The sequence below is a fragment of the Prosthecobacter sp. genome (assembly GCF_020439865.1).
Lineage (GTDB): Bacteria > Verrucomicrobiota > Verrucomicrobiia > Verrucomicrobiales > Verrucomicrobiaceae > Prosthecobacter.
Genome location: NZ_JAGRPF010000103.1, coordinates 93,072 through 119,879, shown reverse-complemented (window position 1 = coordinate 119,879; position 26,808 = coordinate 93,072). Strand labels below are relative to the sequence as shown.

Below are 26,808 nucleotides of genomic sequence, written 5' to 3'. Positions count from 1 at the left end.
GCTCATATCTCGGGCCGCGCGAAGCGCCGCATCAATTTCTACCAAGGACAGGGCGCCATCTTTGAGCACTACGGCATCCAGAAACAGATCGACAACGCATTCTATCGCCAGGTGTGGATGCCATGCGGCGGATACATCGTCATCGATCAGACCGAGGCTTTGGTGTCCATCGACGTCAACACAGGGCGCAACAAAGGCCACAAGGACGTGGACAAGCTGCTGCTGGAGACCAACCTCGAAGCGGCCGCCGAAGTGGCGCGCCAGCTCCGCCTGCGCAACATGGGCGGCCTCATCGTGGTGGACTTCATCGACATGAAGCACCGCCGTGATCAGCAGGCCGTTTACAAGCTCATGCTGGAACACCTGAAGCGTGACAAGGCCAAGACACAGGTTCTGCCCATCTCGCAGTTCGGACTCATGGAGATGACCCGTCAGCGTCTCAATGAAAGCCTTGGAACCACTCTTTACGAAGACTGTCCGTACTGCAAAGGTCACGGGCAGGTCAAAACCCCACTCACCATGAGCGTGGAACTGCAGCGCCGTCTCGTCTCCGTGCTGGGTCGCGCCAAGGAGGATCAGAAGAGCCTCATTGTCGTCGTTCACCCGGAAGTGATGAACCGTCTCAAAACCGAGGACGGAGAGCATCTCGTCGATCTCGAACGCAAATATCAGGCACGCCTCACCTTCCGCAGCGATCCTGCTTTCCACCGCGAGCAGATCATGCTCGCGAATGCGACTACGGGAGAAGAGATTCGTCCCTGATTTGGGCAGGGTGGCGTGTCACCATTCGGTCACGCTTGTCAGCATTCAAGGAATCGGCGGGCAAGCTGTCCGCCGTTCCTCAACGTTGGGAAACCTTGCCGCCCTCGAGCAGCTTCTCGAGGTTGGCGTCAGGCCTGACCCCCTTCTTGATGGCTTCAGAATACTCAAAGCGCGCCTTGTCCCACTGCGGCGGATCCCAGGTGATGTAGAGCACCGCAAGGTTGAAATGGGCTTCCCCGTAGGCCGGGTCGATGGCGAGTGCGGTCTTGAACTCACGTTCGGCACGTTCGATCAGACTGAGCTTGGTGGCGATGATGCCTAGATAATGCCGGCCGCTGGCGTTGTCGGGGCGTTTGGCGAGGCTCTTTTCGAAATAGGTCATTGCGTCCTTCCAGCGTTCCTGTTTGAAGTAGGTGACCCCGAGAGCAAAGGCCGCCGGCTCGTTTGCAGGATCGTATGCCAGGGCCTTTTGGAGAGCCACTTCGGCATCGGCGTGTTTGTTTTCACGCTGGCGTGTGATTCCGAGGCCGATGAGGGCGGTGACGTTTTTGGGCTCGGCACGCAGGGCGTCCTGATAGATCCGAGCAGCGCGTTCGAAGTCCTTTCCCATGTAGGCCTCGTTGGCCTCGGTGATGAGTTTGTCGACGGAGCCGGGCGCTGGGGGCGCGGCTTTCTTGTCGCTGTCCGCAGATGCGTTGGCGATCAGCGTGGCCTGAACACCGTTCGGGCCGAGCAGCTCACGCACCACCGGGTCTGAGAAGAGCTTTTCTTCGTCCGGTGTCAGGATCATGCGAGCGTTCTTCATCTCCTCGACCTGTTTGACGAGATCGTTCGAGGCGCTCTCCATTTTCTGCAGCTCAGCGATCATGAGATCCTTGGCCGCCTGCTGGCGGTGCTGCGCACGAAGCTGTCGCATGATGATGCCCCGCAGCATCTCGTTTTCCTGTGTCAGTTCGGGTGTGGTGGCGATCTTGGTGTCCATGCCCGACTGGACGTCTTTGAGCTGCTTCGTAAGTTCTGCGACCTGCGTCTGGTAGGCGGCGCTTTCCTTGCGCAGTTCGGCCATCTGGGTCTGCAGGCCGGTAAGCTGGCCGCGCAGAGCGACGATTTCCTGATCTTTGCGGCCGACATCGGCCTTGAGCGTTTCGACCTGCTTTTGAGCGGCCTCGATCTCTTTTTTCAGCCGTTCATTTTCGGCGAGGAGCCGTTTCATTTCTTCGCTGCCGGTCTTCAGCCGCACATTTTCAGCGGTGAGGCGTTTCACTTCCTGTTCACTGGTCTTCAGGCGTTCACCTGCCGCGACTAGGCGCTTGATCTCGGCGCTGTCGATTTTTTTCTTGGCCTCGTCCAGCTCCGCCTGCAAACCAAGACTGCGGGCACTGGCGGCGTCGCGTTCCTTGACGGCGGCTTCCTGCTGCTTCACCGCGTCGTCACGCTGCTTCAGGGCAGAGTCGCGCTCTTTGAGGATGTTGTTACGCTCTTGTTCGACAACGGCGATGCGGGTGGAGACGTCCGCGAGTTTCTCCGAAGCCTCCTTTGCAGCTGCTTCGGCAGCGACGAGACGCTGGCCGTTTTTGCGCATCTCCAGATCAACCGCCATTTTTTCCTCCATCAGCTTGCCGAGCTGGGCCTGTGCCGCGCGGCCTTCTTCCACATCCTTGCCCATGGCGATGATGCTTTGTTCCAATGCGGCCGCCTTTTTTCCCAGAGCATCGCTTTGTGTGCGTGCGGTGGTTATTTCGCCAGAGGCCCACTGATACCAGTTCTGCCATTTGCCGAGATCAAGCTGCTGCTGGTTGGTTTTGGTCTCCAGTTCCAGGATTCGCTGCTTGTACATCTGCTCCCACTGGCTGAGCATGTCGCTGAGGCTGGGCAAGGCTCCGGGAGCGGACGGCGCGGCGGGCACTGGCTGTGCCAATACGCCTGGAACAGGGATGGTGGAGGGAGATGCGGCCGGCGCTGGAGCCGGAGCAACCATGGGGGAAGGGGATGGCATTGCTGCAACGGTCTGCGCTTGTGAGAGCCGTGCCTCGATCCGTGTGAGGGCATCCTGAATCTTCTGCTGACGTGCGGCGCGCATCTCCGGCTGCCAGGTCGGATAATTGCGGGCGATGCTGTCCATGATCTCACCGGCCTGTTTGAACTTGGTTTGCGCGAGAGTGAAATCACCGCCGGTTTCGAGCTTGGCGGCCTCGTTGTTGAGCACGAAACCGCGGAAGTACTGGTCCGCCACCTCGCTGCTGGCATCAATGGATTGCGCATGCGACACCGGGGCGGCCAGGACAAGCGCCGCCATGAGGGTGAAGACGTAAAGAAGACGATTCATGGAATTTTGGGGAAGGGGGCGGAGTTTACCGCCTCGCGGGGACCTTGTAAATGCTCTTGGCACCGTGTCTCAGGCCTGCTTCCGACGAAGAACGGCCACCCAGCGGTCCACAGACTTGCCCGGGGCGTCCTTCAGGGCCCGGCTGGCCTTGTTCCGCCGGTTGCTCACCACCTCCATGCCCAGAGATTCAAGCGCCCTCAAAGCCAGCCGATGCTCGACGTCGAAGTAGCTGGTGATGACGAGCATTCCGTCCGGTCGCAGTTTGGCGATCCCTTGGTCGAAGATTTTCTTCCACAGCTCCTGCCCGTGCCAAAAGTTCTGATGGCGCATGAAGACCATATTGAAGTCGTCTCCGAGCTGTTTGTGCTCATCGATCTTCGTTGCGTCTTCGATCAAAAACTGCGCCGGCAGGTGCCGGTGCGTTTCACGGGCCTGACGGATTTCACGGATGCGGATGTCTGCGCCCACCATTTCGACAGAACCACCCTGTGTGAGATCGGAGCCGACCTGAATGAGCGTCTCCGCCTCATCACAACGCCCGCAGGCCAGATTTAAAATCCGCATGTCCCTCTGCGCCGCCTGCAGATGCGGCGACAGCGAGTCCTGGAGAAGCGATTTCAGCTTCGCCATGTCCTCCTGGATGGGATTGGGGGGCTGCATGGGGCTGTTTAGCTCCACCAAGTCTCAATGGCAACCTCGGTGCCATTGTTAGAAATCCTGATTTCCGCATGCATGGCTCTGTCACCAGGAGCCACCTGAATGACTTGATCTTCGAGTTCGTGAATCGAACTGAACTCTACCTCTGTTCCAGACGACGCCCATAACCACCGAAGTATGATGTCAGGTTTCGATGTGAAGGTGACGATGAAGGTGCGGGTGAATCCACTGCCCTGAACTTTGACGTCAATCTGATCTGCAGGAACTGGCGGAGGTAGCATTCTGGACCATTTGCAGGCTGTTTCAATCGCGGCGGCCTTCGTCCAGAAGATGCGTCCGTCGAAGACGATTAGCGCAAACACGACAAACAACGCGAAGAGTCCCAGGCAGCCGCAACAGCAATTCTTCAACGACTTGGAACCGATAGCTGCTTCGCTCATGTTTACTCAAGCTTGGTAAACACACCCGTCGCGGCTTTGATGGAGATGTCTTGATTGGTGGCATACGCCTTCGCAGCCGCCAGGCGGATTTCCGAACGCGTGCCGTTACGCAGCCAGACTTCGAGCGCATCACGCAGCAGGAAGGATCCGGGATACATGAGCTGCTCGGTGGTGAGAACGGGCCGTGCTTTCAACGCTTCGAGATGCGGTTTGAAGTAACTGCCGCTGAGGCAGCAGAGGATGATGGCGTCGGTGGGCTTGATCGAGACATCGAGGATGGCGACACTCACGGGCTCGTCCATGAGTCCGTTGTGACCAATGAAGGCCGTGAGGTCGCTTTTGCGGTCGCGCAAACTGGCGAAGAAAGCCTCAAGGCATTGGTGGATGTTCTTTCCACGCCAAGCCTCGGCAACGAGCATGCAGTCCTTAGACACATGTCGATACGAACGGCGGTCGAGGATTTCAGGGGTGGGATTGGCCTCGGCCTTTTCGAGCTTCCACATCTTGCTGTGACTGAAAACCGCCTTGAAGCCCTCTGAATTCCCCCAATACAGGTTTTCCTCCGCGTCATCACCATTCCCGATTTTCACCGGCACCTTGGCGATGCCTTGATGCTCGTTGTCCGCGAGTGCGACGAACACGTGGATGCGCCTGGCTTCTGCGAATGCGCCGTCGCATGCGAACGCACCCACGCAAAAGACCATGATCCACGCTTTCATGCCGATCAGAACTTCAATTCCTCGCCGAAGATCATGCGCGCGGCCTGGGCGACGTCTTTGTCTCCGCGTCCGCTGAGATTGACGAGGATGATCTGGTCTTTGCGCATCGTGGGGGCCACTTTTTTGACCTCGGCGATGGCATGGGAGCTTTCGAGAGCTGGAATGATGCCCTCGACCTGGCTGAGTTCCTGAAAGGCGGCGAGCGCTTCGTCATCGGTGGCGAAATTGTAGGTGACACGGCCCTGGTCGTGCAGCCAGGCGTGCTCGGGGCCGATGGCGGCGTAGTCGAGGCCGGCGCTGACGCTGTGCGTGAGCTCGATCTGTCCGTCGGCATTGGCGAGCAGCCAGGTCTTGGTGCCCTGAAGGACACCGAGACGACCGCCTTGGAAGCGTGCGGCATGGCGTTCAGGAATGATGCCGTCTCCACCGGCTTCGACGCCGGTCATGCGCACGTCCTTGTCGTTCAGGAAGGGATGGAAGAGGCCGATGCTGTTGCTGCCGCCGCCAACGCAGGCGACGAGGAGGTCGGGCAGACGTTCTTCGCGTTCCAAGATCTGCCGACGTGCCTCGACTCCGATGACGCGATGGAAATCGCGCACCATCATCGGGAACGGATGCGAACCGAGAGCGGAACCGAGGATGTAATGCGTGGTGCGCACGTTGGTGACCCAGTCGCGCATGGCCTCGTTCACCGCTTCCTTGAGCGTGGCCTGCCCTGCAGTGACGGCACGCACTTCCGCGCCGAGGAAGCGCATGCGGGCGACATTGAGCGCCTGGCGCTCCATATCGACCTTGCCCATGTAAATGACGCACTCGAAGCCAAAGCGTGCGCAAACCGTGGCGGTGGCGACCCCGTGCTGGCCGGCGCCGGTTTCTGCGATGATGCGCTTCTTGCCGAGGCGCTGCGCGAGCAGGATCTGGCCGAGGGCGTTATTGATCTTGTGCGCGCCGGTGTGCAGCAGGTCCTCGCGTTTGAGATAAATTTTGGCGCCGCCGAGTTTCTCGGTCCAGCGTTCGGCGAAATACAGCGGCGTGGGGCGGCCGACGTATTCGTGGAGCAGGCGGTCGAGCTCTTTCTGGAAGGCAGGGTCGGCCTTGGCCTTCTCATAGTGGTCGGACAGTTCGGAAAGCGCCGCCATGAGCGTTTCAGGCACGAACATGCCGCCGTACTGGCCGAAGTGGCCGTGGGCGTCGGGCATCACTGGTAGCGGAAGAATGGAGGCGGCGTTCATGGGGGGAGGGGAAGATAGAACGAATGCCATTCTTGGCAACGTCACGCTGCAATCTGGCTCCGCGCTGCCGCAGGATCACTCCTTGGCGACTTTACCTTCGAGTTCGGCGAGCTTTTTCTCCAGTTCGCGCACGCGTTCGATTAACTCCGGGATGCGGGCTGCCCCGGCCATGATTTTGCGCCCTTCTGCGATCGGCCTTGCAGGGAAGCCAACGTAAGCGCCAGCCTCCGTGAGGCTTTTAGTGACGCCAGCCTTGGCGAGGACCATGATCTGATCCGCAATCTCCAGGTGGCCCGTCACTCCCGCCTGCCCGGCCGTCGTGACGTAATTGCCGAGGCGGCTGCTGCCGGAGATGCCGGTCTGTGCGCACAAGATGCAGTGTTTCCCGAGGACGACGTTATGAGCGACCTGCACCAAGTTGTCAATTTTACAGCCCTCCCCGATCCACGTGCGGCCAAAACGCGCACGGTCGATGGTGGTACAGGAGCCGACCTCGACGTCGTCGTCGATCTGGACGATACCGACCTGTTCGATCTTTTGATGGCGGCCTTTGACGAGTTCGTAGCCGAAGCCGTCACTGCCGATGACGGCGCCGCTGTGCAGGATAACGCGATTGCCGAGGACGCAACGCTCATTGATGATGCTGTTGGCATGCAGCGTGCAATTTGCCCCGATGCGAACACTGCGGCCCACAAAAGTGCCAGGATGAATGACGGTGCCGTCGCCTATGGTAACACCTTCTTCGATGATCGCATGGGCGCCAATACTGACCTTTTCCGGATCAAACTTGGCATCAGGTGCGACAATGGCAGTGGGATGGACGCCTGGCACGAACGCAGGAGCGGGCGGTCCGAACCAACGGATCACCGACGAGAACGCGACCGTGGGGTTTTTGACGCGAATGAGCGCCAGCCCTTCCCGTGCATCCTGCGCCGCCAGATCCTCCTTCACGAGTGCAGCCGATGCTCGCGTGGTCTTGAGCGCGGGCAGATAGCGGGGGTTGCCGAGAAAGGTGACCTCCCCTTGGGCTGCTTCCGTGATCGAATTCAAGCCGGTGATCACATCATCCGGCTCTCCTCGCCAGAGTTCTCCGCCGACCAATTCAGCCAGTTTCTGCAGAGTGATGGAATTGCTCATTGGACGATGATGTATGATTGCGGTGAAAATCAAAAGGGCACGTCGCAATTTCTTGCGGCGTGCCCTTGGAATTTTGACTGACGCCGATTATTTTTTCGGTTCTTCGGCCTTGGGAGCCTCGGCATCTTGTTTCTTTGGGTCTGCGCCAGGAGGCGGAGCGTCTTTGTTGAGCTCGACGATCAACTGATCAGTGAGGTCGGTCGCTGCACCTTCCTTGACGTGGAGAATGATGGGGACGGTCGAAAGGCTGACCCCGGTCTTGTCGAAGACGATGTCATACCCGTCGGCCTTGGAGCGATCACGGACGACGACGAGAATTTCTTCGTAGAGCCCCTTGCGGATCTGCATGTCCTCCTGCTTGAGCTGAGTCTGACGGCGTTCGGCGAACTCCTGCATCTCCATTTCCATGGAGCGAATCTCCTTCACTTTTTCACCGAGTTCGGCGGCATATTTGTTGCGCTGATCGGGGGTGATGATCGGATCCTGCGCCATCTTCTGCAGCTTCTGGGCCTCAGCAGCGAGGTTCTTGTAAACCGTCTGCCGCTCCTGCATTTCCTGGGCGGCCTTTTCGTAGTTGCCCTTGTACTTCTCTGCCGCGGACTTCGTCTTGTGGAATTCTTGAAAGACTTTGGACATGTCCACGACACCGATTTTGAGATCGGCGGCCTGAAGGGTGAAGGTGGCAAGGATGAAAGCGATGAACGCGCTACGAATCATAAGAGGGGTAGTTTGAACGGGATTGAAGGGGCAGACAAACAAAATGTCTGAAACATGGCGCTAGAACTTGTAGCCCATGTTGAACTGGAAGCGCCCAGAACCGGTATATTGGTCTTTGGACATCGGCACCGCATAGTCAATGCGGATCGGGCCGACGGGCAGGAAGAGACGCACACCCAGGCCAACGTCAGAGTAAATGTCGCCATCGCCTGTGGTGGCTCCTATGGCGCCGCTGACGGTGCCGATGTCGCCGAATACGACCACACGAGGCGATTTGTCGGAATTGCTTGTGATGTGCACTGGGATGGAAAACTCACTGGTGGCATAGACCGAGGTCGTGCCCCCGAGGGGTTCTCCAGTGGCGTCTTTGGGGCCGGCATGGCGGTAGTTGAAACCACGCAGGTTGTTGGCGCCGCCGAGGAACTGGCGTTCGAAGATGGGAACGCGGCTGCCGCCCCACTTTTCTACAGTCCGGAACATGCCTTCGAAACTCAAAATGGTGTCTCCCGGCAGATTGAAATACTGTTGGCCGCCCACGTTCATTCCATAGACCTGAACATCTCCTCCCAGGCCCGAGATCAGGGCGCCGGCCTCCAGCTTGTGACCACTGCGTGTGATGAACACACTATCGCGGGTGTCATGCACCCAGTTCACATCGATTTTGCTCTGGAGGTAGTTGCCCGCCTCACCGGTGATGAACGGGGTGGAGCCGTTCGCGATGCCGTCGATGGTGACCTGCTGAAGAGTGTAGGTGCCCTCAACGTATGAGTGCTCACCCAGCCGTTTGCGCAGGCCCGTAGAAGCTCCGACGTTGGTTTGGTTGAAACGGTTCGAGAGGTAGTAGAGGTTATGATAGAACGCCTCAACGGTGAGGGCCAGTTCACGGCCCATGAACCATGGTTCTGTCCAGCTCAAGCTGACGTCCCGGCGGAGGGCGCCCGCGCGTAGGTTGGCGTTGAATCGCTGGCCGCCGCCCCGGAAGTCTTTCCAGTCGCTGATGTCGAAGTTGGTCTGAGTCACCTGAATGAAGCCGGTGATGCTGTCGATGGAACTGAAGCCTGCGCCGAAGTTGACCGTGCCGGTCGACTGCTCCGCCACATTGATGTCCACATCCTTGTACCCTTCGGCAATCGAGGGGGTGTTACGGATGTCCACCATGCTGAAGTAGTTTAGGTTTTCCAGACGGCTTTTGCCGGCGGCAATCTTGACCGTGTTGAGTTCCTCACCGGGGGCAAAGGGGAGTTCGCGACGGATGACTTCGTCCTTCGTGACGGAGTTGCCGGAGATGTTCACCTTGCTGATGTAGGACTTGGTTCCTTCGGTGATGTGATAGGCCACCGTGACCTGGCCGGGCCCTGCCTCCAGAATGCTGGTTTCCACTCTCGCATCCGCATAACCGCGTGAACCATAGTAGTCCTGGATCATCTTTTCATCAGCCTTCACGAAGCTGCCCACGTAGGGGAATCCAGGCTCGGTCTTGATCCCTGCCATCAGGGCATCCTGGGTGAAGATCGTGTTGCCGGAAAGGTTGACACCCGAGACGTCATATTTGGCCCCCTCGTTGATCACGTACACGAGATCCATCTGCTTGGCGGAAACGGGTTCGCGTCGGATTTCCGTCACCTTGGCGTACACATAACCTTGATCTTGGAACGCCTGTTCAAGATTCTTGATGTCTTCCTGCAGATCCTGATTGTTCAGCTTTCCCTTTTTTCCCCAGAGATTCCAGACGTGGTGCTCTTTCGATTTGATCTTGCCTCTCAGCACCCGGGATTTGATGGCGGTGTTGCCCTCGAAGCGGATGTCATGAATGATGCCGCGGGCACCCTCGTCGATCTTGAAAATCACGCTGGAGAAACCTTCACGGGTTGAAGGCACGACATCATAGCTCGCGGTCACGTCGGAAAACCCCTTCTTCTCATACAGCGTCACAATCTTCTGCTGGGCCGCTGAAAGCTTGCCGTCATCCACCGGGTCGCCCACTTTGACCTCGATCTCTTTGCGAAGCTTTTCGTTGTCGAAAGCAGTGTTGCCCAGGAAGCTGATCTCGCCGATGCCCCCGCGGCCGATGATCTCCACGATCACTCGCACGCCGCCCGCGACGTCCACGGCGCGAATGTCCAGATTCTCCACCGTGCCTGTGCTGTAGAGGGCACGGATGTCGCGTTCGACCGCCTCATTTGTGAAGGGCTGTCCCACGCGGGTGGACATCTGGCTGCGGATGCGGTTCTCATCCAGCTTGATCGCACCTTTGAAGATGATCTGAACATCCTTCACGATTTTCTTGGCCGTGGGCGCCACAGGGATGACCGACTGTGCCTGAACTCGTTGAGGTGAGGTGATCAAAAGTGCGATGACCGCCGCGGAGAATAGCGTCAATCGAGTCAGGGAGAGGGATCCGTAATTCATAGGCAGGGGCGGAGTGGGCAGACGGGAAGGGGACTGGGCGGAGGTGGTGCGCTTGAACGGGCGTACGACAAGCGTGCATTACTGCTTCCGTGCCGCTCAACGTCAAGGTGTAAGTTCGGGGGCCAGGGCACCCAGAATTCGCATTACTGATACAGGGCCGGCGGTCGGTTTGTTTCGCTTACAACTCCAACATTGTCTTTCCACGTTGCGGGTTGCCGGACAGTATGACCGCCCGACCCATGCCTCGCTCAAACGCGCGCACCTATCTTCAGCTGCACCTTGTGGTGCTGGCCTGGGGGCTCACGGCGATTTTAGGCAAGCTCATCCTGCTGCCTCCTGTTGATGTCGTCGTGTGGCGCACCTTGCTTGCTGCTGTCGGTTTTGCAGTGCTTGCAGGGTTGATGGGGCATTCTCTCCGGCCTGCCAGGGGGAGAGTATTGGCGATGCTCGGTGTCGGTGTTGTGCTAGGTCTGCACTGGATTTTGTTCTTTTGGTCGGCCCGGCTTGCCACGGCCTCCGTCTGCCTCGCGGTGATGCCCACCGCCATGCTGTGGTGCTCGTTGATCGAACCGCTCATCGATGGCTCAAGGCGCTGGCGGTTGTCCGAACTTCTCGTCGGAGCGGTCATGGTCGGAGCGGTGTGGCTGATCTACGAAGTCGAGGTTCGCTACTGGCTCGGATTTTCCGTCGCCCTTGGGGCCGCGGTGCTTGCGGCATTCTTTGCCACCCTGAGCAAGCAGCAGGTCGCCAAAGACACGCATTGGAGCGTCATCGGCCTCTACCAAATGACTGGCGCCTGTCTGGCGGCGTTGCTTTCGCGCCCTTTGCTTGAGAATGGAATCACCCCTTCGTTGCCGAACTCTTCTTCCGCGCTGTGGGTTGTGGTGCTTGCCCTGGTCTGCACCGTGGCGGCGTATGCGGGCTTCATGGACGCGCTGAGGCGGGTCAGTGTTTTCACCGTGAACGTTGTCTACAACATGGAACCCGTTTACGGCATCATTCTCGCCGCCTTGGTGTTTGGAAAAGCCGAATTCATGAGCGTGGGCTTTTACTTCGGCGCGGGAATCATTGTTTCAGTCGTGCTCGCCCTGCCGTGGATCCGGCGCTGGGTGGAAAAGTGAGAGTGCTGGACATGATGTGTCGCGTGGGCTTGCATCGTCGTCACGCGTGAACCGCCTCCGCCACATCCTCGTCTCCGCCTCTGCAGGTTCTGGCAAAACGTACCAGCTTGTGCGGCGGTATCTGCATCTGCTAGCTCTTGGGCAGCCGCCGGAGGCTGTCGCGGCGATGACTTTCACCCGTAAAGCGGCGGGCGAGTTCTTCCAACGCATTCTGCAGCGTCTCTCCGCACTCTCGCAGCATCAGGAAAAGCCGGAGGAATATCTGGCGGGCATGGTTCCACAGCCGGTCTTATGGCCAGAGTTTGCCGTGCTGTTGCGCCAGGTCACCCAGCGGCTGCACCGGCTGCGGCTCGGGACGATGGACAGTTTCTTCGCCAACATCACAGCTTGTTTTCCACTCGAGCTTGGGCTGCCGCTGGGGGCGAGTGTGATGGCTGAAAACGAAGCGGCCCAGGCCCGCCATGAGGCGCTGGATGCGCTGCTGGAGCGCATCCATTCCTCGCGCGACGATGCGGCGGGCCGTGCGTTGCTCGAAGGTTTCAAACAAGCGACGTTTGGAGTCGAGGAGCGCAGCGCTGTGGACAGCCTGGAATCCTGGATCAACGATCACCACGCCACCTGGCTCGACAGTGAAGGTATTTCGCAGTGGGGGGCGCTTCCTGCTCTCGACATCAGCGAGGACGACGATCTTGCCGCGGCGCTGGACGAATTAAGAAATCATTTTGTTCCAGCCAGACCCAAGAGCGGGGAGTTCATGGAACAGTTGCTGTCCCTGGCTGCCGAACTGGAGCCCGGACACAAGCCGGAAGACCGTGTGGAAGACTTCCTGAAGAAGTCGGCCGCTTCATGGCGGGAACTTCGTGCCGGAAATGCCGTCGTCACATGGGGGGGCGGCAAGAACCCGGTCTTCGGTGAAGCCGCCCGAGCGTGGGTGCGCGTGGCCGAGGCGCTTCTGAAAAACGAGATCAAGTGCCGAGCGCAACGCACGCGGGGCATGGCTGCACTGATGGAGCTCTATGAAGCCGAGTATGCGCGTCGCGTGCGTTCGCGTGGCCGGCTCTCTTTTGCCGACGTGCAGCGACTGCTGGCGGAGGCAACCCAAGGCGGCGCCGGGTGGATGGATCACGAGCGCGGTGACCTGTGGTTCCGGCTCGATGGTCGTTACGATCACTGGCTGTTCGACGAGTTTCAAGACACCAGCCGCGTGCAGTGGAATGTGGTGCGGGGGCTGGTGGACGAAGTGATGCAGGATGACAGCGGACGCCGCAGTTTCTACGCCGTCGGCGATCCGAAGCAGTCGATCTATCTTTGGCGGCAGGCGGAGCCCGGATTGTTTGACGATGTGGTGCGTGAATGGCCGCATCGAGGCGAAGACGGCCTGGAGCCGCAGACACTCAGCCAGTCTTTTCGCAGTGCTCCGCCGGTGTTGAGCGCCGTGAATGCGGTGTTTGAAAACAAGGAGGGCATTGAATCGCTCCTGCCGGGCTGCACCTCCGGGTTCGCATTCAAAAAACACGAAGCAGCGGAACGGAATCAAAGACTCGCCGGTTATGCGGCGCTGCTCAGCGTGCCGAAGGAAGAAGGCGTGCGCAATCCGTCCACCACGCCCGCCTTGGTGTCGCTGCTCAATGAGATCCGTCCGCTGGAGCGCGGTTTGAGCTGCGCCGTGCTGGTGCGCGGAAACAAAAAGGCCAACGAGATCGCCGAGGAACTCCGCACGGAAACAGGCATGGAGGTCGTCTGCGAGTCACAGCAGTATCCGGCCACGGACAATGCCGTGACGCTGGCCCTGCTTTCGCTGCTTCAGCTTTCAGCCCATCCGGCCGACACGCTGGCGCTGGAACATCTTAAAATGACGCCGTTGTGGACGCAGATCGATTCTGCAGGCCAGGGCTGGCCGCTCACCTGTCATCAGGTGCGCGAATCCGTGTTCGAACGCGGGTTTGTCGGTTTTACCGAAGTCTGGACCCGCCTTCTGCGGGAGTTGCTGCCGGAGATGGATGCGTTTCACGAACTGCGACTTCGGCAATTCGGCGAAATCGCCGCCGAATTCGACGCGGGTGGTTCACGCGACATCGATCAGTTTCTGCAACACGCGCGTGATATGCCGATGCAGGTGCGCGGTGCGGCGAGTGCGGTGCAGGTGATGACGATTCACAAGGCCAAGGGGCTGGAGTTTGATGTCGTCCTGCTGCCCGATCTGGACGGAGAGGCAATGAACCAGGTGCGCCGCCGCTCGCTGATCGTAAATCGTGACGGGCGGGGCATCTCATGGGTTTTGCAGGAGCCGCCACGTATCTTTGCACCGCTGCATGAGGCGTTGAATGAAGAGATGGAGACTTCGAAGCAGCGCTCGGGCTTTGAGTCGCTCTGCCGCCTTTATGTGGCGATGACACGTGCCAAATGCGGCCTTTATCTGATCGCGGAGCCGCCGCCGAAGAAGGAGGACGCGGCCATGAAGGAATCGCAGTTTTTGCGCCGGATGCTCGGTGTGGCGGGCGACGGGCAGGAGCATCACGGATACCTGAACGAATGGGAGACGGGCGATGCGCAGTGGTTTGCCGACTTGAAGGGTGAAAAGCCCGAATATGCAGACGTGAAAACGGCGGGCCGGCCGCTGGGCGAGCTGCTGCGCGAGTTTCAGCCCATGGCAAAGCGTGTGACGCCTTCGGGGGAGGAAGATTTTCAGGTCAAGGGCAGCGTCCTCTTCAGTGCGGGCCGTGAGCCGGGGCGCAGGCTGGGAAGTCTGGTTCATGAGCTGCTGGCCCGGGTGGAGTGGTGGGACGCCGACTCGAGCATGGAGGATCTCGAATCACTCTGGCGTGCGTCGGGACTGCTGCGTGGTGACGAGATTGAAAAAACGGCGGTGTCTATGGTGCGCGGGGTTCTGGCTTCAGAGGCCGCCGATTTTGCCTTCACCCGGCCTTCTGCGGAGGCGGAGGCGTGGCGTGAACGGCCATTTGATTTGATTCACGATGGGAGCTGGATCAGCGGTGTGTTCGATCGCGTCGTAGTGCTGCGCGATTCGGTCCGGCTGATCGATTTTAAAACTGACGATGTGGCCGACGAAAACTCGCTGGCGGAAAAAGTGGCGGGCTACCGGCCTCAGATCGTCCTTTACCAAAAGGCGCTGGCACGGCTGACGGGTCTCCCGACGGAACGCATCAAATGCGCGCTGCTGTTCACGCGGAATTCTCGTCTCGTGGATGTAAATTGATCTTTTTGTGAATTCACCGCGCCTTTGGTGATGCAAAAACTTGTGTGACCGCTCTAGCACTGGCATGGAATCCGCGCATCATTGCCATCTCGGCGTGGCCGAACCTCCCCCATGACCCCCCCTGAACTCACCGAAGAAGAACTGCTCCAGCGCACTGGACGTGGGGATTCGCGTGCGTTTGACCAGGTTTATGACCGGATGGCCCCCCGCATTTTCGGGCTGCTGCGCCAGATGATGCATGACGGGCGCGAGGCCGAAGACCTTTTGCAGGATGGATTTGTGCTGCTTTGGGAGAAGGCGTCCACCTTTGATCCGGATCGCGGCAAGGCCTTCCCTTGGGTGGTGTCGCTCTTTCGCAACAAGGCGATCGACCGCATGCGCATGCTGGGCCGCCGCAACCGCCTGATGGATAGTGAAGCTCTCGAGCAGGTCGCGCTGCCGGAGTCAGTCCACGGGAGTTCGGAGGACGAGGCCGCCAGCGAGCGTGGTCTCGTCGTGGGCGAAGCGTTCGGCAAGGTGCCCAAGGAACAGCGACGGTTGATCGAACTGGCCTTTTTGAAGGGGCTTACGCATCACGTGATTGCCGAATCGATGGGCATTCCGCTTGAGACGGTGAGAACGAACATCCGCAAAGGGCTCCTGCGCCTGCGCGACGTGCTGAAAGGAGGCGCATGATGGACGAGAGGCATGAAGAACTGGCCGCCCTGAACGCCCTTGGCATGCTGGAGAACGATGAAAAGCGTTCTCTGGACGGTGGCATAGCGCGTGACAAAGACCTGCGCTACCTGAGCCACGAATTCGACGAGGTGACCGCGGAGCTTGGCTATCTCATCGCTCCGGCGGAACCGCCGGCAAACATGAAGAAGCGCATTCGTGCGAAAATGCGCGCGACTGGTGTCAAAGGCGTTGGGATTTCCCGCGGAGTCCTTGTTGGCGGCCTTGGCTGGGTGCTGGCCGCTGCGTTTGGGCTGGCCTCTGTCTGGTTGTGGAAAGAGCGTTCGAAAATGACCCAACAGCTTGCTGCCGCCTCGAGCGTCATTGCTCCGATGGCTCCCGCCGTTGACGATGGCAAGGTTCGCACCCTGGCGGAAGAACTGAAGAGCTTGCGGGGAGATTTTGAGGGCAAGAAAGCGGAGCTGAGTGCCGAGGTCGAGTCGCTGCGTCAGCGTGAGAGCGCGGCCAGGGCACGTATTGAGCAACTGACCGCTGAGGCCGACGCTTTGAAGCAGAAAGAAGCGATTGCTCAGATGGAAATTGTCACGTTGCAGAGCTCGGTCTGGGAATATCGGAAGAGCGTGGCTGCCGTGGTCTGGGACAAGGAGAAGCATCAAGGCATTCTGAGGCTCGAGAAGATGCCGAAGGTTGAAGCCGGCATGGATTATCAGCTCTGGGTCGTCGAACCGGGGAAAAAGGATCCGGTGAGCGCAGGTGTGGTGCAGGTCGACGAAAAGGGCTTTGCCTCAGTTCCGTTCAAGCCTGCCCGGGAGGTTGGTGGCGCGGAGAAGTTCAGCCTAAGTGTCGAGAAGAAGGGCGGGGTGGAGAAAAGTGTCGGTGAGATTGTGTTTAGCAGCCCATAATCAGGCCTTGTTCGGCCAGACTGGCATTTTGTCCCCCGGTGAAAGGTGGGGGACGGAACTTGGCTCAGGGCCCTGCAATGGCTGCTTTCAGGCACGAACATTGCGCTCTTGCCAATCTCGTGAAATCCGCGATGGATAGCGCCCCCTTTCACCCCAAAAAAACACCATGCCCAAGCAGACCATTCGTGACATCGACCTCGCCGGAAAACGCGTCTTTGTGCGCGTCGATTTCAATGTGCCGCTCGACGAAAAAGACGGCCAGATGGTCATCACCGATGCCACCCGCATTCAGGGCACCCTGCCCACGATCAACTATCTCATCGAAAAAGGCGCGCGCGTCATCCTCGCCAGCCACCTCGGCCGCCCGAAAGGCCAGCGTGATCCGAAGCAGTCCCTCGCCCCGGTTGCCCCGGCTCTCTGTGCGCTGATCGGCAAGCCGGTCGCCTTTGCTGACGATTGCGTTGGTGCAGACGCGAAGGCCAAGGCCCTCGCGCTTGGCGACGGCGATGTGCTCCTGCTCGAGAACACCCGTTTCCACGCTGGTGAAGAGAAGAACGACGCCGAACTCGCCAAAGGCATGGCCGATCTCGCCGAGATCTTCGTCAATGACGCCTTCGGTTCCGCCCATCGTGCGCACAGCTCGACGGCTGGCATCGCCGACTACCTTCCCGCCGTTTCCGGTTTGCTCATGGAGAAGGAGCTGACCTGGCTGCACGATGAACTCGAAAACCCTGAACGTCCGTTCGTGGTGATCCTCGGCGGTGCGAAGGTGAACGACAAGATCGGTGTCATCAACCGCCTGCTCGAAAAGGCCGACACCATCATCATCGGCGGCGGCATGGCCTACACCTTCCGCAAGATCGTGCAGGGCATCTCCATCGGCAAAAGCCTCTACAAGCCCGAGTGGGAGCCGATCGCACAGGCCGCGCTCGACAAGGCCAAGGAGCGAGGCGTGAAGATCCTCATCCCGGTGGATGCGATGATTACCGACGCGTTCGACTTCGATGCCAAGAAGCTCGGCGAAATCAAGTTCACCGCCGCAGGCGAAAGCATCCCGGACGGTTGGGAAGGTGTCGACATCGGACCTGAGTCCGTGAAGCTCTTCTCCGAGGAAATCGCCAAGGCGAAGACCGTCATCTGGAACGGCCCGATGGGCGTGTTTGAGATCAAGGAGAGCTCCAAGGGCACCTTCGACGTCGCCGAAGCCGTCGCGGCCAACAGCAGCGCCAAGACCATCATTGGCGGTGGCGACAGTGTGAAGGCAGTCAAGAAGGCCAAGCTCGGCGACAAGATGACCTTCATCTCCACCGGCGGCGGCGCCTCCCTCGAACTCCTCGAAGGCAAGGATCTTCCGGGCGTCACCTGCTTGAAAGACAAGTAAGTTCATCATTTCAAAACTCACCTCTTCTAAAAAACCATGCCCCCCCCAGCCCCTCGCAAACCCATCATCGCTGCCAACTGGAAAATGCACATGACTCCTCAGGAGTCCGATGACTTCATCCGCTCCTTCGCCCGCCTCGTGCCAGACAAGTGCCCGGTGCAGATCGTCGTCGCTCCGCCGGCCGTCAGTCTTGAACGCGCGAACAATGCCCTGATCGCCGCGCGTGAGCAGAGCGTCGAGCTCTCTGCACAGAACATGAGCCAGCACACCGCCGGTGCCTTCACCGGCGAGATCAGCGCCCGCATGATCAAGGAATGCGGCTGCAAGTATGTCATCCTCGGCCACAGCGAGCGCCGCAGCATTTACGGCGAAACGAACGCCATCGTGAACGCCAAGGTGCTCGCCGCCCTCGAAGCGCGCCTTCATCCCATTCTTTGCATCGGTGAAACGCTCGAAGAACGCGACAACGGTCAGATTGAGGACGTCTTGGGCAGTCAGCTTCGCGAGTCCCTCGCAGAAGTCGGTCCGCGTCGCATCACCGAGTGCGTGATCGCTTATGAACCCGTCTGGGCCATCGGCACCGGGCGCACGGCCAGTCCTGAACAAGCACAGGAAGCGCACGCCTTTACCCGCCAGGTGCTTGGCGAACTCTTTGGTGACGATGTCGCCGCGAAAATCCGCATTCAGTACGGCGGCAGTGTGAAACCCGGCAATATGGCCGAACTGATCAGCCAGAAGGATGTGGACGGAGCGCTCGTGGGTGGTGCCAGCATGGAGCCCGGCAGCTTCTGGGAGATCTGCCGCGCGGCGATCGACTGGGTGAATGCCAACGCGTAGCGAATGGCGCCACATTAGTCTTGCCCATTCTCGTCGTATTTGGCCATACTCGGTCAAATGCGACGAATTATCCTCCCGATAGTCCTGCTCACTTGCTCGCCGTTGCTGGCGGAAACCGGGCCGGCTTGGAAGGCTGGAGCGGTGCATGTGGACATCACGCCCGATTATCCCGTGCGGCTCAGCGGTTATGGCAGCCGCACATCGGAGCATGAGAAAGTCGCCCAGCGTATTCACGCCAATGCGCTCGCCTTGCAGTGGCAGAACGACGCTCCGGCGGTCATCGTGACCGTGGACAACTGTGGCGTGCCCGCGACCGTGCGCGCGGAGGTGCTGAAACGTCTGGCTGCCGGCGGCCATGCCGTCGCAGACGAGCGTTTCAGCCTGCATTCTTCGCATACCCATTGCGCGCCGATGCTCAAAGGCGTGCTGCCGTTTCTCTTTGGTGAAGATCTACCTCCTGATCAGGCGGAGCGCGTGGAGCGCTACACGGAGGATCTCACGGCCAGGATCGTCAGCATCGTGGTCAAAGCGCTGGGAACAGTGGAACCCGCCCGGCTCGATTGGAGCGTGGGGAAAGTCTATTTTGCTTTCAACCGGCGGTTGAAAACCAAAACGGGATTTCAGAACGCGCAGAATTTCAGCGGCCCGTCGGACCGCTCTCTGCCTGTGCTTCGGGTGAAATCCGCCGATGGTAAAAAGCTCATCGCCATCCATGCCAGCTACGCATGTCATTGCACGACGCTGGGCATCAATGAAATCCATGGCGATTGGGCAGGAATGGCGCATGAGGAAATGGAACTGCGCTTTCCGGGTTCCGTATGCCTCATCGCCATCGGCTGCGGAGGCGACCAGAATCCCTACCCACGTCGGGAAATGCGTTTCGCCGTTGATCACGGGGTTTCCATTGCGAAGGAAATCGTGCGTCTCATCAACCGGCCGATGCAGGCGGTGAACGGTCCGCTGAACTGCGTCAGCAACGAGGTGATGCTGCCCTATGACAAGCTGCCAACCGCCGACGAGTGGCGGGCGAAGGCCGCCGACCCGAACAAGCACACGGCCTATCACGCGAAGAAGCACCTGGCCATGCTAGAGCGTGGGGAAAAAATCCCCTCTGCGCTGCCTTACAGCATCCAGATCTGGAATTACAGCGACGACCTCGTCACCATCAACCTGCCCGGCGAGGTGGTGGTGGATTACAGCCTCCGTTTCAAACGCGAATTCGATCCGGCACGCACGTGGGTGAACGGCTACACGAACGACGTGCCCTGCTACATCCCCTCGCAGCGTGTCTTGGACGAGGGCGGTTACGAGGGCGGCGGCGCGATGATCTACTATGGCAGGCCGAACCGCTTCGCCACCGGAGTGGAGAACATCATCGCAGCCACCGTGAAGAAACTGGTGCCGCAGGAGTTTGCCACCCGCCGCGTGCAGAAGCTTCCGCCGCCTTTGTCCGGTGAAGTCAGGAAGTGAGCCGCAACACGCGAACACATTCTCTGCCTTCACGGCCCGGATAGGCGGCCGTCGGCACCTGTGTCTCGACGACTTCAAAACGTTCTGCGAAAAGAGCCGTCAGTTCGTCTGTTGAGATGCCGAAAGGCGGTCCGCTCTCGCCGGGATCCATCTCCGGATTGATGAAAAACACCCCGATGAGCAAACCGCCGGGCTTTAACAGAGAGGCCACGGTATCGCGGTAGCGTGTGCGCCAGTCAGGCGGCAGTGCACAGAGGCAGGTGTGCTCGACGACGGCATCGAACTGGTCGCGAACTTCAAACAAGTCTCCGCACACAAAACGATCGGCCAGCGCAGGGTGGCGCTCCTTGGCGCGAGCGATCGCTGTCGGAGAAATGTCGAGACCCTGCGCGTCGATGCCGAGAGAAACCAGATGGGCCACGTCGTGTCCTATGCCGCAACCCGGAACGAGCACCCGTCCGCTGAACTTATTCTTGGCGAACCAATCCACCAGCGGCGGCGAAGGCAGCCCCTTGTCCCAAGGCGTGAAGTTTTCCTGATAGGCCTGGTCCCAGTCTGTGATGTTCATGCGATGATCTCCTGAATGTCTTTACCTCAACTGATCGGCTCGTTGGAAACACATGCACCGGCGAAGTTGGAAAAGTTTCGTATGAAAACGAAATGGAGGACGCCTGACGCGATGTCTTTGTTTGTTGATGGTAATCCAGTCATGCGATTGACAGGTGTTCCTGCGGTGCTTGCATCCTTGCTCATGAACGGTGATTCAGCCGCACGACGTCCATTGAAGTCACGCACGACCGCCTGGGCGGGCTATTTCACGCGGGTCATGCTGCGGATGGGATTGAAGCCGAACACCGTCTCGCTGCTCGGCATTCTTTGCGCTGCCGTGGGTGGTGGAGCGATGCTGCTGACGACTCGATCCGAGCATGCGTGGCTGTTCTGGCTCATCGCTGCCGCAGGTGTGCAACTCCGTCTGTTCTGCAATATGATGGACGGCTTGCTGGCGGTCGAAGGTGGTCTCAGATCGCCCACGGGAGACCTCTACAATGAAATCCCCGACCGCATCGATGATGCGCTCATCCTCGTGCCGCTGGGTTACGCGGGCGGAACGCCGTGGACGATTGCTCTGGGTTGGGCCGCCATGGGCGGTGCGGTCCTGACGGCCTACGTTCGTGCCTTGGGCGCGAGTCTCACCGGCAAACACGACTTTTGCGGCCCGATGGCCAAACCGCATCGCATGTTCATCGTCACTCTCGGCTGTCTGGGCATGGCGATGACCGGATGGACGCCATTGCTGGTCTGGACCATCGCTATCCTCAATGCAGGCATTGTTATTACTGTCTGGCGGCGCACCAGGCATCTGGCGAGTGTGCTTCACCAAAAACAGTCATGAACTCAGAACGCCTCCAATTCACCACCGACGACGGTCTTTCGCTCCACTACAAGACCTGGAACGTGCAGGGCACATCAAAGGCGCTCGTGTTGCTGCATCGCGGCCACGAGCATGCGGACCGCTGGGACACTGTCGTGCCTTCGCTCGCCATGGCCGACACCGCCATCTATGCGTGGGAGGCACGCGGCCACGGACAGTCACCCGGGCGCCGCGGTCATGCGGCGGGCTTCATGGAGTATGTGCGTGACCTCGACACATTTTTTCGTCACCTGCAGAAAACACACGGCCTCGTGCCCGAGCGCACGGTGGTGGTGGCCCACAGCGTTGGCGCGGTGATCGCCGCGACGTGGGTGCATGATTTCGCGCCGCGCATCGGCGGCCTTGTGCTCGCCACGCCGGCGCTGGAGGTGAATCTCATCGTTCCTGGTGCTCTCACAAGCATCCGTGCCATGCAGAAGCTCAAAACCGACGCCACCATCAAGAGCTACGTGCGCGGAAGCTGGCTTACGCGCGATCTCAGTGCTGCGGCGGCTTACGATGCAGACAAGACGATCTCGAAGGACATCTCCGCGAAGATCCTCGTCGAACTTTTCGACTCCGCGCAGCGCGTCATCAGCGACGCCGAAGTCATGGACCGCCCGCTGCTGCTGTTCTCCGCCGGAGCGGACAAGGTCGTCAAAAAGCAGGCCATCGATGACCTCTACACCAACTACGGCTGCGAGCAGAAGACGCATCTCACGCTCAAAGGCGCGCGCCATGCGATCTTCCACGATTTGTGCCGGGACGAGGTCTGCGGCGCGATCAAACGTTTCGCCGAGCGTTGCATCGCGAACTTCACGCCACCGCGTTTGGAGGCGGATCTGAGCCATCCGGCGACGAACGCGGAGTTTGCGGATTTAAAGAAGCCGCTTCCTTCGCCTTCGATCAAAGGACTCTCCTTCATCGTTCAACGCGCGAGCCTCGGCACGCTCGGAAAACTCAGTCAAGGCATCCGCATCGGTCATGCGACGGGTTTCGATTCCGGCGAGTCACTCGACTACGTCTATGAAAACAAGCCGCGTGGAAATGTGCTGATCGGACAGATCATCGACTACTTCTACCTCAACGCCATCGGCTGGCGTGGCATCCGTCAGCGTCGTGCGTGCATGAATCAGGCGCTGCGCTTTGCGCTGAAGCAGGTGCGCGAGGCAAACATGCCGCTGCAACTCATGGATATCGCTGGCGGTGCCGGGCGCTATCTGCTCGATGTGATGGCCGATGCTGAATGCGGCACGGATGTGAAGGTGCTCTGCCGTGACTGGAGTGAGTCTGCGCTCGCCACCGGCCGTGCCACCGCTCTGCAGATGGGACTTGCCGATCGCATCACGCATCTGCGTGGTGACGCGTTTGATGAACAATCGCTCGCATCGGTCGATCCCAAGCCCTCCGTCGCCGTCGTATCCGGTCTCTACGAACTATTTCCCGAGAATGAACGGTTGCAGCGCTCGCTGCGCGGTCTGTTTAGCGCGGTGCTTCCCGGCGGCTGGCTCATCTATACCTGCCAGCCCTGGCATCCGCAGGTCGAAATGATCGCACGCACCCTGACGAACCGTGATGGTCAGTATTGGGTCATGCGCCGTCGGCCACAGGGAGAGATGGATGCGCTCGTTGAGGCCGCCGGCTTCAAAAAGGAGAAGCAGTGGATCGACGATTTCGGCATCTTCACCGTCAGCATCGCCCGCAAGCCAGCATGAACCGCACTCCCCGCGAGCCCGGCCTGTTCTGGGCCGCCATCTGGCGTCTTGCGCTCGCGGGCGCCACCTTCGTGATCGTTTACAGCGGGTGCAATCACTTCACCGCTTGGCGTGGCAACGTGCCGACGTTGATGTTTGAGTGGGAACGTCACATCCCGTTCGTGAAAGAACTGGTGGTGCCGTATTGGTCGCTCGATTTCTTCTTTTGCGGCGCGTTCTTCCTCTGCGGCAGCAAGGTGGCGCTGAATCTGCTGACCAAGCGGCTCATCGCCGTCACTGTCGTCAGCGGTCTGTTCTTCCTGCTCTTTCCGCTCAAGCTCGGACTGCCGCGTCCGGTGCCGGAAGGCTGGACGGCGCCGTTTTTTCACGCGCTCTACTTCAACGACTTGCCTTACAACCTCGCGCCGTCGCTTCACATCAGCCTGCGTTCGCTGGTGTGGGTGTTTTACGGCGCCCATCTCACAGGCTGGCTGCGCACGGCGGTGAAGGTGTGGTTCATCCTCATTGGTGCCTCCACACTGCTCGTCTGGCAGCATCACCTCGTCGATGTGGCGAGCGGCTTTGTCATGGGCTGGGTGATCGCCGCGCTGATTCCGGATCCAAGACAACTCGGCACAAGCAATCCGTCGCCGCAGCTTGCCAAGCGCTACGGAATCGGTGCTGTGTCATGTGCCGTGTTGAGTTTCGTCTCAATCTTCTTCGTCTGGCCCGCTGTTGCCTGCGGTATCATGGCGTTGGCCTACGCCACCGGTCTGTCGCGGTTGCTGGGCAAGGAGAACGGCACGCTCTCGCCATCGGCCGAGTGGTGCCTGCTTCCCGTGCTCATCGCTACGGCTCAAGTGCAGCGCAAGTGGCTGCAACGAACGCCCGGCTGGCATGAAGTGACTGCTGGGGTCTTTTTCAGCCGCAAGGTGACGAAGAAAGAGGCAGCTGAACTCGTGCGAGGCGGCAACCTCGCTGTGATCGATCTTACCGCCGAATCCAATGCGCCCACCGCCTTCCGCGAGCATGCGCATTACCACAACCTGCCGTTGCTCGATCTTGTTCCATTGAAGCCGGAACACATCGAGGCCGCGCTGGCATTGATTCGAACCGAGCGTGCTCAAAACCGCCGCGTCTTCCTCCATTGCCAGCTCGGCCTGCAGCGCTCCGCTCTGATCGCCGCGCACTGGCTTGTCGAAACGGGTGAGGCGGAGGATTTGGAGGCCGCGAAGCGCAAGATCCGCACACTGGAACCCCGCGTGGTCATTTAGACTGCTTGCCCTCGCGATTCGTCCGCGTAATCAAAACGTATGCCCAACCTCACCGCCCTCACCGGATTCAAAGAATGGTCCTTCGTCTGCGATGCCCTGACGCAGGGCAAGCTGAGCCTCATCCTGCGCAAGGGCGGCATCCATGAAGGGCGGAGCGGCTTTCAGTGGAAGCACCGCGAGTTCTTTCTCTTCCCGACATGGTTTCATAATCAAGCCAAAGACCTGAACTGGACGCCAGAGAACACTCAGCGTGCCTTCCCGCCGGAGGAGGAGCGGCAGACCGTGGACATCGACGGCTGCGCCACGCTGGAGCAGGTGTGGAAGGTTACGGACTGGGACAAGGTCGCCGCGCTGGCTCCGCTGCACATCTGGAACGAGGACGTGGTGAAGGAGCGCTTCGTCTATGACGACGAGACCTGCCTGCACGTCGCCCTCGTGCGTGCCTACAAACTTCCTCAGCGCTGGCACTTCCCGTATTCGAAGAGTTACGGCGGCTGCCGCTCCTGGATCACGCTGCCGGACGAAGGCCTGCCCATGGCGGCCGCAGCGACTCCCGCATTGAGCGACGAGGCGTTTGCTGACGTGTCTGCCAAGTTGAAAGCGATCCTGGACTAGTCGAGTATTGGCTACTTGAACGACAGCGACGCCATCCGCCCAACCCACGTCGAGGTGAATCTCGGCCATATCGCGCAGAATTTTGATGCGATCCGCGCTCATGTCGGCACAGCCGAGGTGATGCCGGTGGTGAAGGCCAATGCCTATGGTCATGGAATCGTCGAGGTGTCCTGGCACCTCGCAGCGCATGGCGCGACTTGCTTTGGCGTGGCCTTGCTCGAAGAAGCGGTCGTTTTGCGGCAGGCAGGCATCACGCAGCCCATTCTCGTCTTCGGTGGCGTGGCCACACGGCAGATTCCGCAGTTCATCGAGCATGACCTGATGATGGCGGCCTCGTCCATCGACAAGATGCGCCAGATCGACGAAGCAGCTGCGGCAGCAAAGAAGAAAGCGCGCGTGCATTTGAAAATCGACACCGGCATGGAGCGCATCGGCGTGCATTGGTACAGTGCGGAGAAGCTGTTGGAGGCCAGTTTAGGATTTTCGAATGTTGAGGTGGCGGGGATCTACTCTCACTTCGCGTGTTCAGACGCGGAGGATCTTTCCAGTGCGAATGAGCAGCTCGCACGTTTCCTTGAAGCGCTTGAGTTCTATCCCAAGCGCGGACTGAAGCCGCCACTGCGCCACATCGCGAACTCCGGCGGTATTTTGCAACTTCCCGAGAGCCATCTCGATCTCGTGAGGCCCGGCATCATGCTTTACGGCGTGTATCCCTCGCGTGAAACGAAGCAGCCCGTGGCGGTTAAGGCGGCGATGAGCTGGAAATCGCAGGTGGTGTATTTCAAAGTCGTGCAGCCGGGCAATCCTGTGAGCTACGGCTCCACCTGGCAGAGCGATCATCCTGTGCGCGTTGTCACGGTACCCGTGGGTTATGGAGACGGTTACTTCCGCGCGTTGTCGAATCGCGGATCAGTACTCATTCGCGGCCAACGCCATCCGATTGTCGGTCGTGTGTGCATGGACCAGTTCATGGTGAATCTCGAATGGGGCACGGCCTACAACGGCGATGCCGTGACCATCATCGGATGCGACGGCGATGAAACGATCTCCATGCAGGATGTGGCGGACTGGGCGGACACGATTCCGTACGAAGTGCTGACGAACATCAACGCGCGTGTGCCGCGTGTGTACGTTTAAGGGCTTGCATTGGGCGTGCTATGGCCGCAACAAAGAGATGGGATGCGAAGGCGTGTTCCGCCTGCATTCATGAATCTCATCATCTTCGATCTTGAAACCACCGGACTTCTTCCTTCCCAGCATGAGATCATCCAGATCGCGGCGGTGAAGGTGAAGGACGGCAGATGGGATGAAGGAGAGTATTTTGACAGCTATGTCAGGCCGGAGAACCGGATCCCGTCGTTCATCACGAAGCTCACCGGAATCTCACAGGCGCAGGTGGCGGATGCGCCGTCTCCGGTGGAGGTGTTGACTCGGTTCTCTCAGTTTGTGGGGCAGGATGCCACGTTGATCGCCCACAACGGACTGCGCTTTGACATGCGGTTCATTGCGGAGAATTGCAAACGCCATGGCATTCCCGTACGGGAGACCAGCGCGCTGGATTCGCGTGCTTTCTCCCGCAAAATCTGGGGTGGTCGCGGTGGACACGGACTGGATGCGGTGCTGGGTCGTGTGGGCGTGTCCAGCAAAGGCGTGCGACGTCACGATGCACGCGGAGACGTTCAATTGCTCGCGCAGGCGGTGCAGTACATGTGGGAGCGGTTGACGCCAAGCTTCAGCAACTGCCCGGTTGAGCTCTCAGTCGGGGTGATCCCGGCGCTGGAAGGCGCTTAGATCCGCAACGTCAGGAACGCG

23 protein-coding genes are annotated in these 26,808 nt (G+C 59.6%); 14 read left to right on the top strand and 9 right to left on the bottom strand.

Annotation, left to right across the window (positions count from 1 at the left end):
• A partial coding sequence (locus tag KDL09_RS11505) for a ribonuclease E/G (RefSeq protein WP_294384888.1) occupies positions 1-762 on the top strand: 762 nt, incomplete at its 5' end.
• Positions 763-841: 79 nt separating this feature from the next.
• On the opposite strand, the gene KDL09_RS11500 is transcribed toward KDL09_RS11505, so the two are convergent.
• The 8 genes from KDL09_RS11500 to bamA form a co-directional block, all read right to left on the bottom strand.
• A complete protein-coding gene (locus KDL09_RS11500) occupies positions 842-3,088 on the bottom strand; it encodes a tetratricopeptide repeat protein (RefSeq protein ID WP_294384885.1) in 2,247 nt (748 codons plus the stop codon).
• Positions 3,089-3,157: 69 nt separating this feature from the next.
• The gene (locus tag KDL09_RS11495; protein WP_294384884.1) at positions 3,158-3,748 is read right to left on the bottom strand and encodes a class I SAM-dependent methyltransferase; all 591 of its coding nucleotides are present in this window, start codon (positions 3,746-3,748) and stop codon (positions 3,158-3,160) included.
• 8 nt (positions 3,749-3,756) lie between these two features.
• Complete coding sequence (locus KDL09_RS11490; RefSeq protein ID WP_294384882.1) at positions 3,757-4,185, bottom strand: hypothetical protein; 429 nt, start codon at positions 4,183-4,185, stop codon at positions 3,757-3,759.
• A 2-nt stretch (positions 4,186-4,187) separates the two neighbouring features.
• A complete protein-coding gene (locus tag KDL09_RS11485; RefSeq protein WP_294384881.1) occupies positions 4,188-4,904 on the bottom strand; it encodes a hypothetical protein in 717 nt (238 codons plus the stop codon).
• Positions 4,905-4,909: 5 nt separating this feature from the next.
• Positions 4,910-6,136 (bottom strand): tryptophan synthase subunit beta, encoded by a 1,227-nt coding sequence (gene trpB, locus KDL09_RS11480; protein ID WP_294384879.1) that lies wholly within the window; start codon positions 6,134-6,136, stop codon positions 4,910-4,912.
• Positions 6,137-6,211: 75 nt separating this feature from the next.
• Positions 6,212-7,273, bottom strand: a complete 1,062-nt coding sequence (lpxD, locus tag KDL09_RS11475; RefSeq protein WP_294384877.1) for a UDP-3-O-(3-hydroxymyristoyl)glucosamine N-acyltransferase — start codon at positions 7,271-7,273, stop codon at positions 6,212-6,214.
• Between the two features lie 87 nt (positions 7,274-7,360).
• Positions 7,361-7,990, bottom strand: coding sequence for an OmpH family outer membrane protein (locus KDL09_RS11470; RefSeq protein ID WP_294384876.1), 630 nt, complete (start codon positions 7,988-7,990; stop codon positions 7,361-7,363).
• 60 nt (positions 7,991-8,050) lie between these two features.
• Positions 8,051-10,399, bottom strand: coding sequence for an outer membrane protein assembly factor BamA (gene bamA / locus KDL09_RS11465; RefSeq protein WP_294384873.1), 2,349 nt, complete (start codon positions 10,397-10,399; stop codon positions 8,051-8,053).
• A 239-nt stretch (positions 10,400-10,638) separates the two neighbouring features.
• Between bamA and KDL09_RS11460 the strand changes: the two genes are divergently transcribed.
• The 7 genes from KDL09_RS11460 (at position 10,639) to KDL09_RS11430 (ending at position 20,002) form a co-directional block, all read left to right on the top strand.
• Positions 10,639-11,520 carry a DMT family transporter gene (locus KDL09_RS11460; RefSeq protein WP_294384871.1) on the top strand — a complete coding sequence of 294 codons (882 nt, stop codon included), beginning with the start codon at positions 10,639-10,641 and terminating at the stop codon, positions 11,518-11,520.
• A gap of 46 nt (positions 11,521-11,566) precedes the next feature.
• Entirely contained in the window at positions 11,567-14,737 is a 3,171-nt protein-coding gene (locus tag KDL09_RS11455) for a UvrD-helicase domain-containing protein (protein ID WP_294384870.1), read from the top strand.
• Between the two features lie 111 nt (positions 14,738-14,848).
• Positions 14,849-15,412, top strand: a complete 564-nt coding sequence (locus tag KDL09_RS11450; protein ID WP_294384868.1) for a sigma-70 family RNA polymerase sigma factor — start codon at positions 14,849-14,851, stop codon at positions 15,410-15,412.
• Complete coding sequence (locus KDL09_RS11445) at positions 15,409-16,314, top strand: anti-sigma factor (protein WP_294384866.1); 906 nt, start codon at positions 15,409-15,411, stop codon at positions 16,312-16,314. The genes KDL09_RS11450 and KDL09_RS11445 overlap by 4 nt, the downstream gene beginning before the upstream one ends.
• A 166-nt stretch (positions 16,315-16,480) precedes the next feature.
• Complete coding sequence (locus KDL09_RS11440) at positions 16,481-17,695, top strand: phosphoglycerate kinase (protein ID WP_294384865.1); 1,215 nt, start codon at positions 16,481-16,483, stop codon at positions 17,693-17,695.
• Positions 17,696-17,731: 36 nt separating this feature from the next.
• Positions 17,732-18,532 (top strand): triose-phosphate isomerase, encoded by an 801-nt coding sequence (gene tpiA / locus KDL09_RS11435; RefSeq protein WP_294384864.1) that lies wholly within the window; start codon positions 17,732-17,734, stop codon positions 18,530-18,532.
• A 57-nt stretch (positions 18,533-18,589) separates the two neighbouring features.
• Entirely contained in the window at positions 18,590-20,002 is a 1,413-nt protein-coding gene (locus KDL09_RS11430; protein WP_294384863.1) for a neutral/alkaline non-lysosomal ceramidase N-terminal domain-containing protein, read from the top strand.
• On the opposite strand, the gene KDL09_RS11425 is transcribed toward KDL09_RS11430, so the two are convergent.
• Positions 19,992-20,570: a methyltransferase gene (locus KDL09_RS11425; RefSeq protein ID WP_294384862.1), complete on the bottom strand. Its 579-nt coding sequence runs from the start codon at positions 20,568-20,570 to the stop codon at positions 19,992-19,994. The two genes, KDL09_RS11430 and KDL09_RS11425, sit on opposite strands and share 11 nt — an antisense overlap.
• A gap of 141 nt (positions 20,571-20,711) precedes the next feature.
• On the opposite strand from KDL09_RS11425, the gene KDL09_RS11420 reads away from it, so the two are divergent.
• The 6 genes from KDL09_RS11420 (at position 20,712) to KDL09_RS11395 (ending at position 26,787) form a co-directional block, all read left to right on the top strand.
• The gene (locus tag KDL09_RS11420; RefSeq protein ID WP_294384860.1) at positions 20,712-21,395 is read left to right on the top strand and encodes a CDP-alcohol phosphatidyltransferase family protein; all 684 of its coding nucleotides are present in this window, start codon (positions 20,712-20,714) and stop codon (positions 21,393-21,395) included.
• Entirely contained in the window at positions 21,392-23,128 is a 1,737-nt protein-coding gene (locus KDL09_RS11415) for a bifunctional alpha/beta hydrolase/class I SAM-dependent methyltransferase (protein ID WP_294384859.1), read from the top strand. The genes KDL09_RS11420 and KDL09_RS11415 overlap by 4 nt, the downstream gene beginning before the upstream one ends.
• Complete coding sequence (locus tag KDL09_RS11410) at positions 23,125-24,381, top strand: hypothetical protein (protein ID WP_294384858.1); 1,257 nt, start codon at positions 23,125-23,127, stop codon at positions 24,379-24,381. Before KDL09_RS11415 ends, KDL09_RS11410 begins: the two co-directional genes overlap by 4 nt.
• A gap of 39 nt (positions 24,382-24,420) precedes the next feature.
• Entirely contained in the window at positions 24,421-24,996 is a 576-nt protein-coding gene (locus tag KDL09_RS11405; protein WP_294384857.1) for a DUF1802 family protein, read from the top strand.
• Positions 24,997-25,011: 15 nt separating this feature from the next.
• On the top strand, positions 25,012-26,133 hold the full coding sequence (gene alr, locus KDL09_RS11400) for an alanine racemase (protein ID WP_294384856.1): 1,122 nt from the start codon (positions 25,012-25,014) through the stop codon (positions 26,131-26,133).
• A 69-nt stretch (positions 26,134-26,202) separates the two neighbouring features.
• Positions 26,203-26,787 carry a 3'-5' exonuclease gene (locus KDL09_RS11395; protein WP_294384855.1) on the top strand — a complete coding sequence of 195 codons (585 nt, stop codon included), beginning with the start codon at positions 26,203-26,205 and terminating at the stop codon, positions 26,785-26,787.
• The last annotated feature ends 21 nt before the right edge of the window (positions 26,788-26,808 follow it).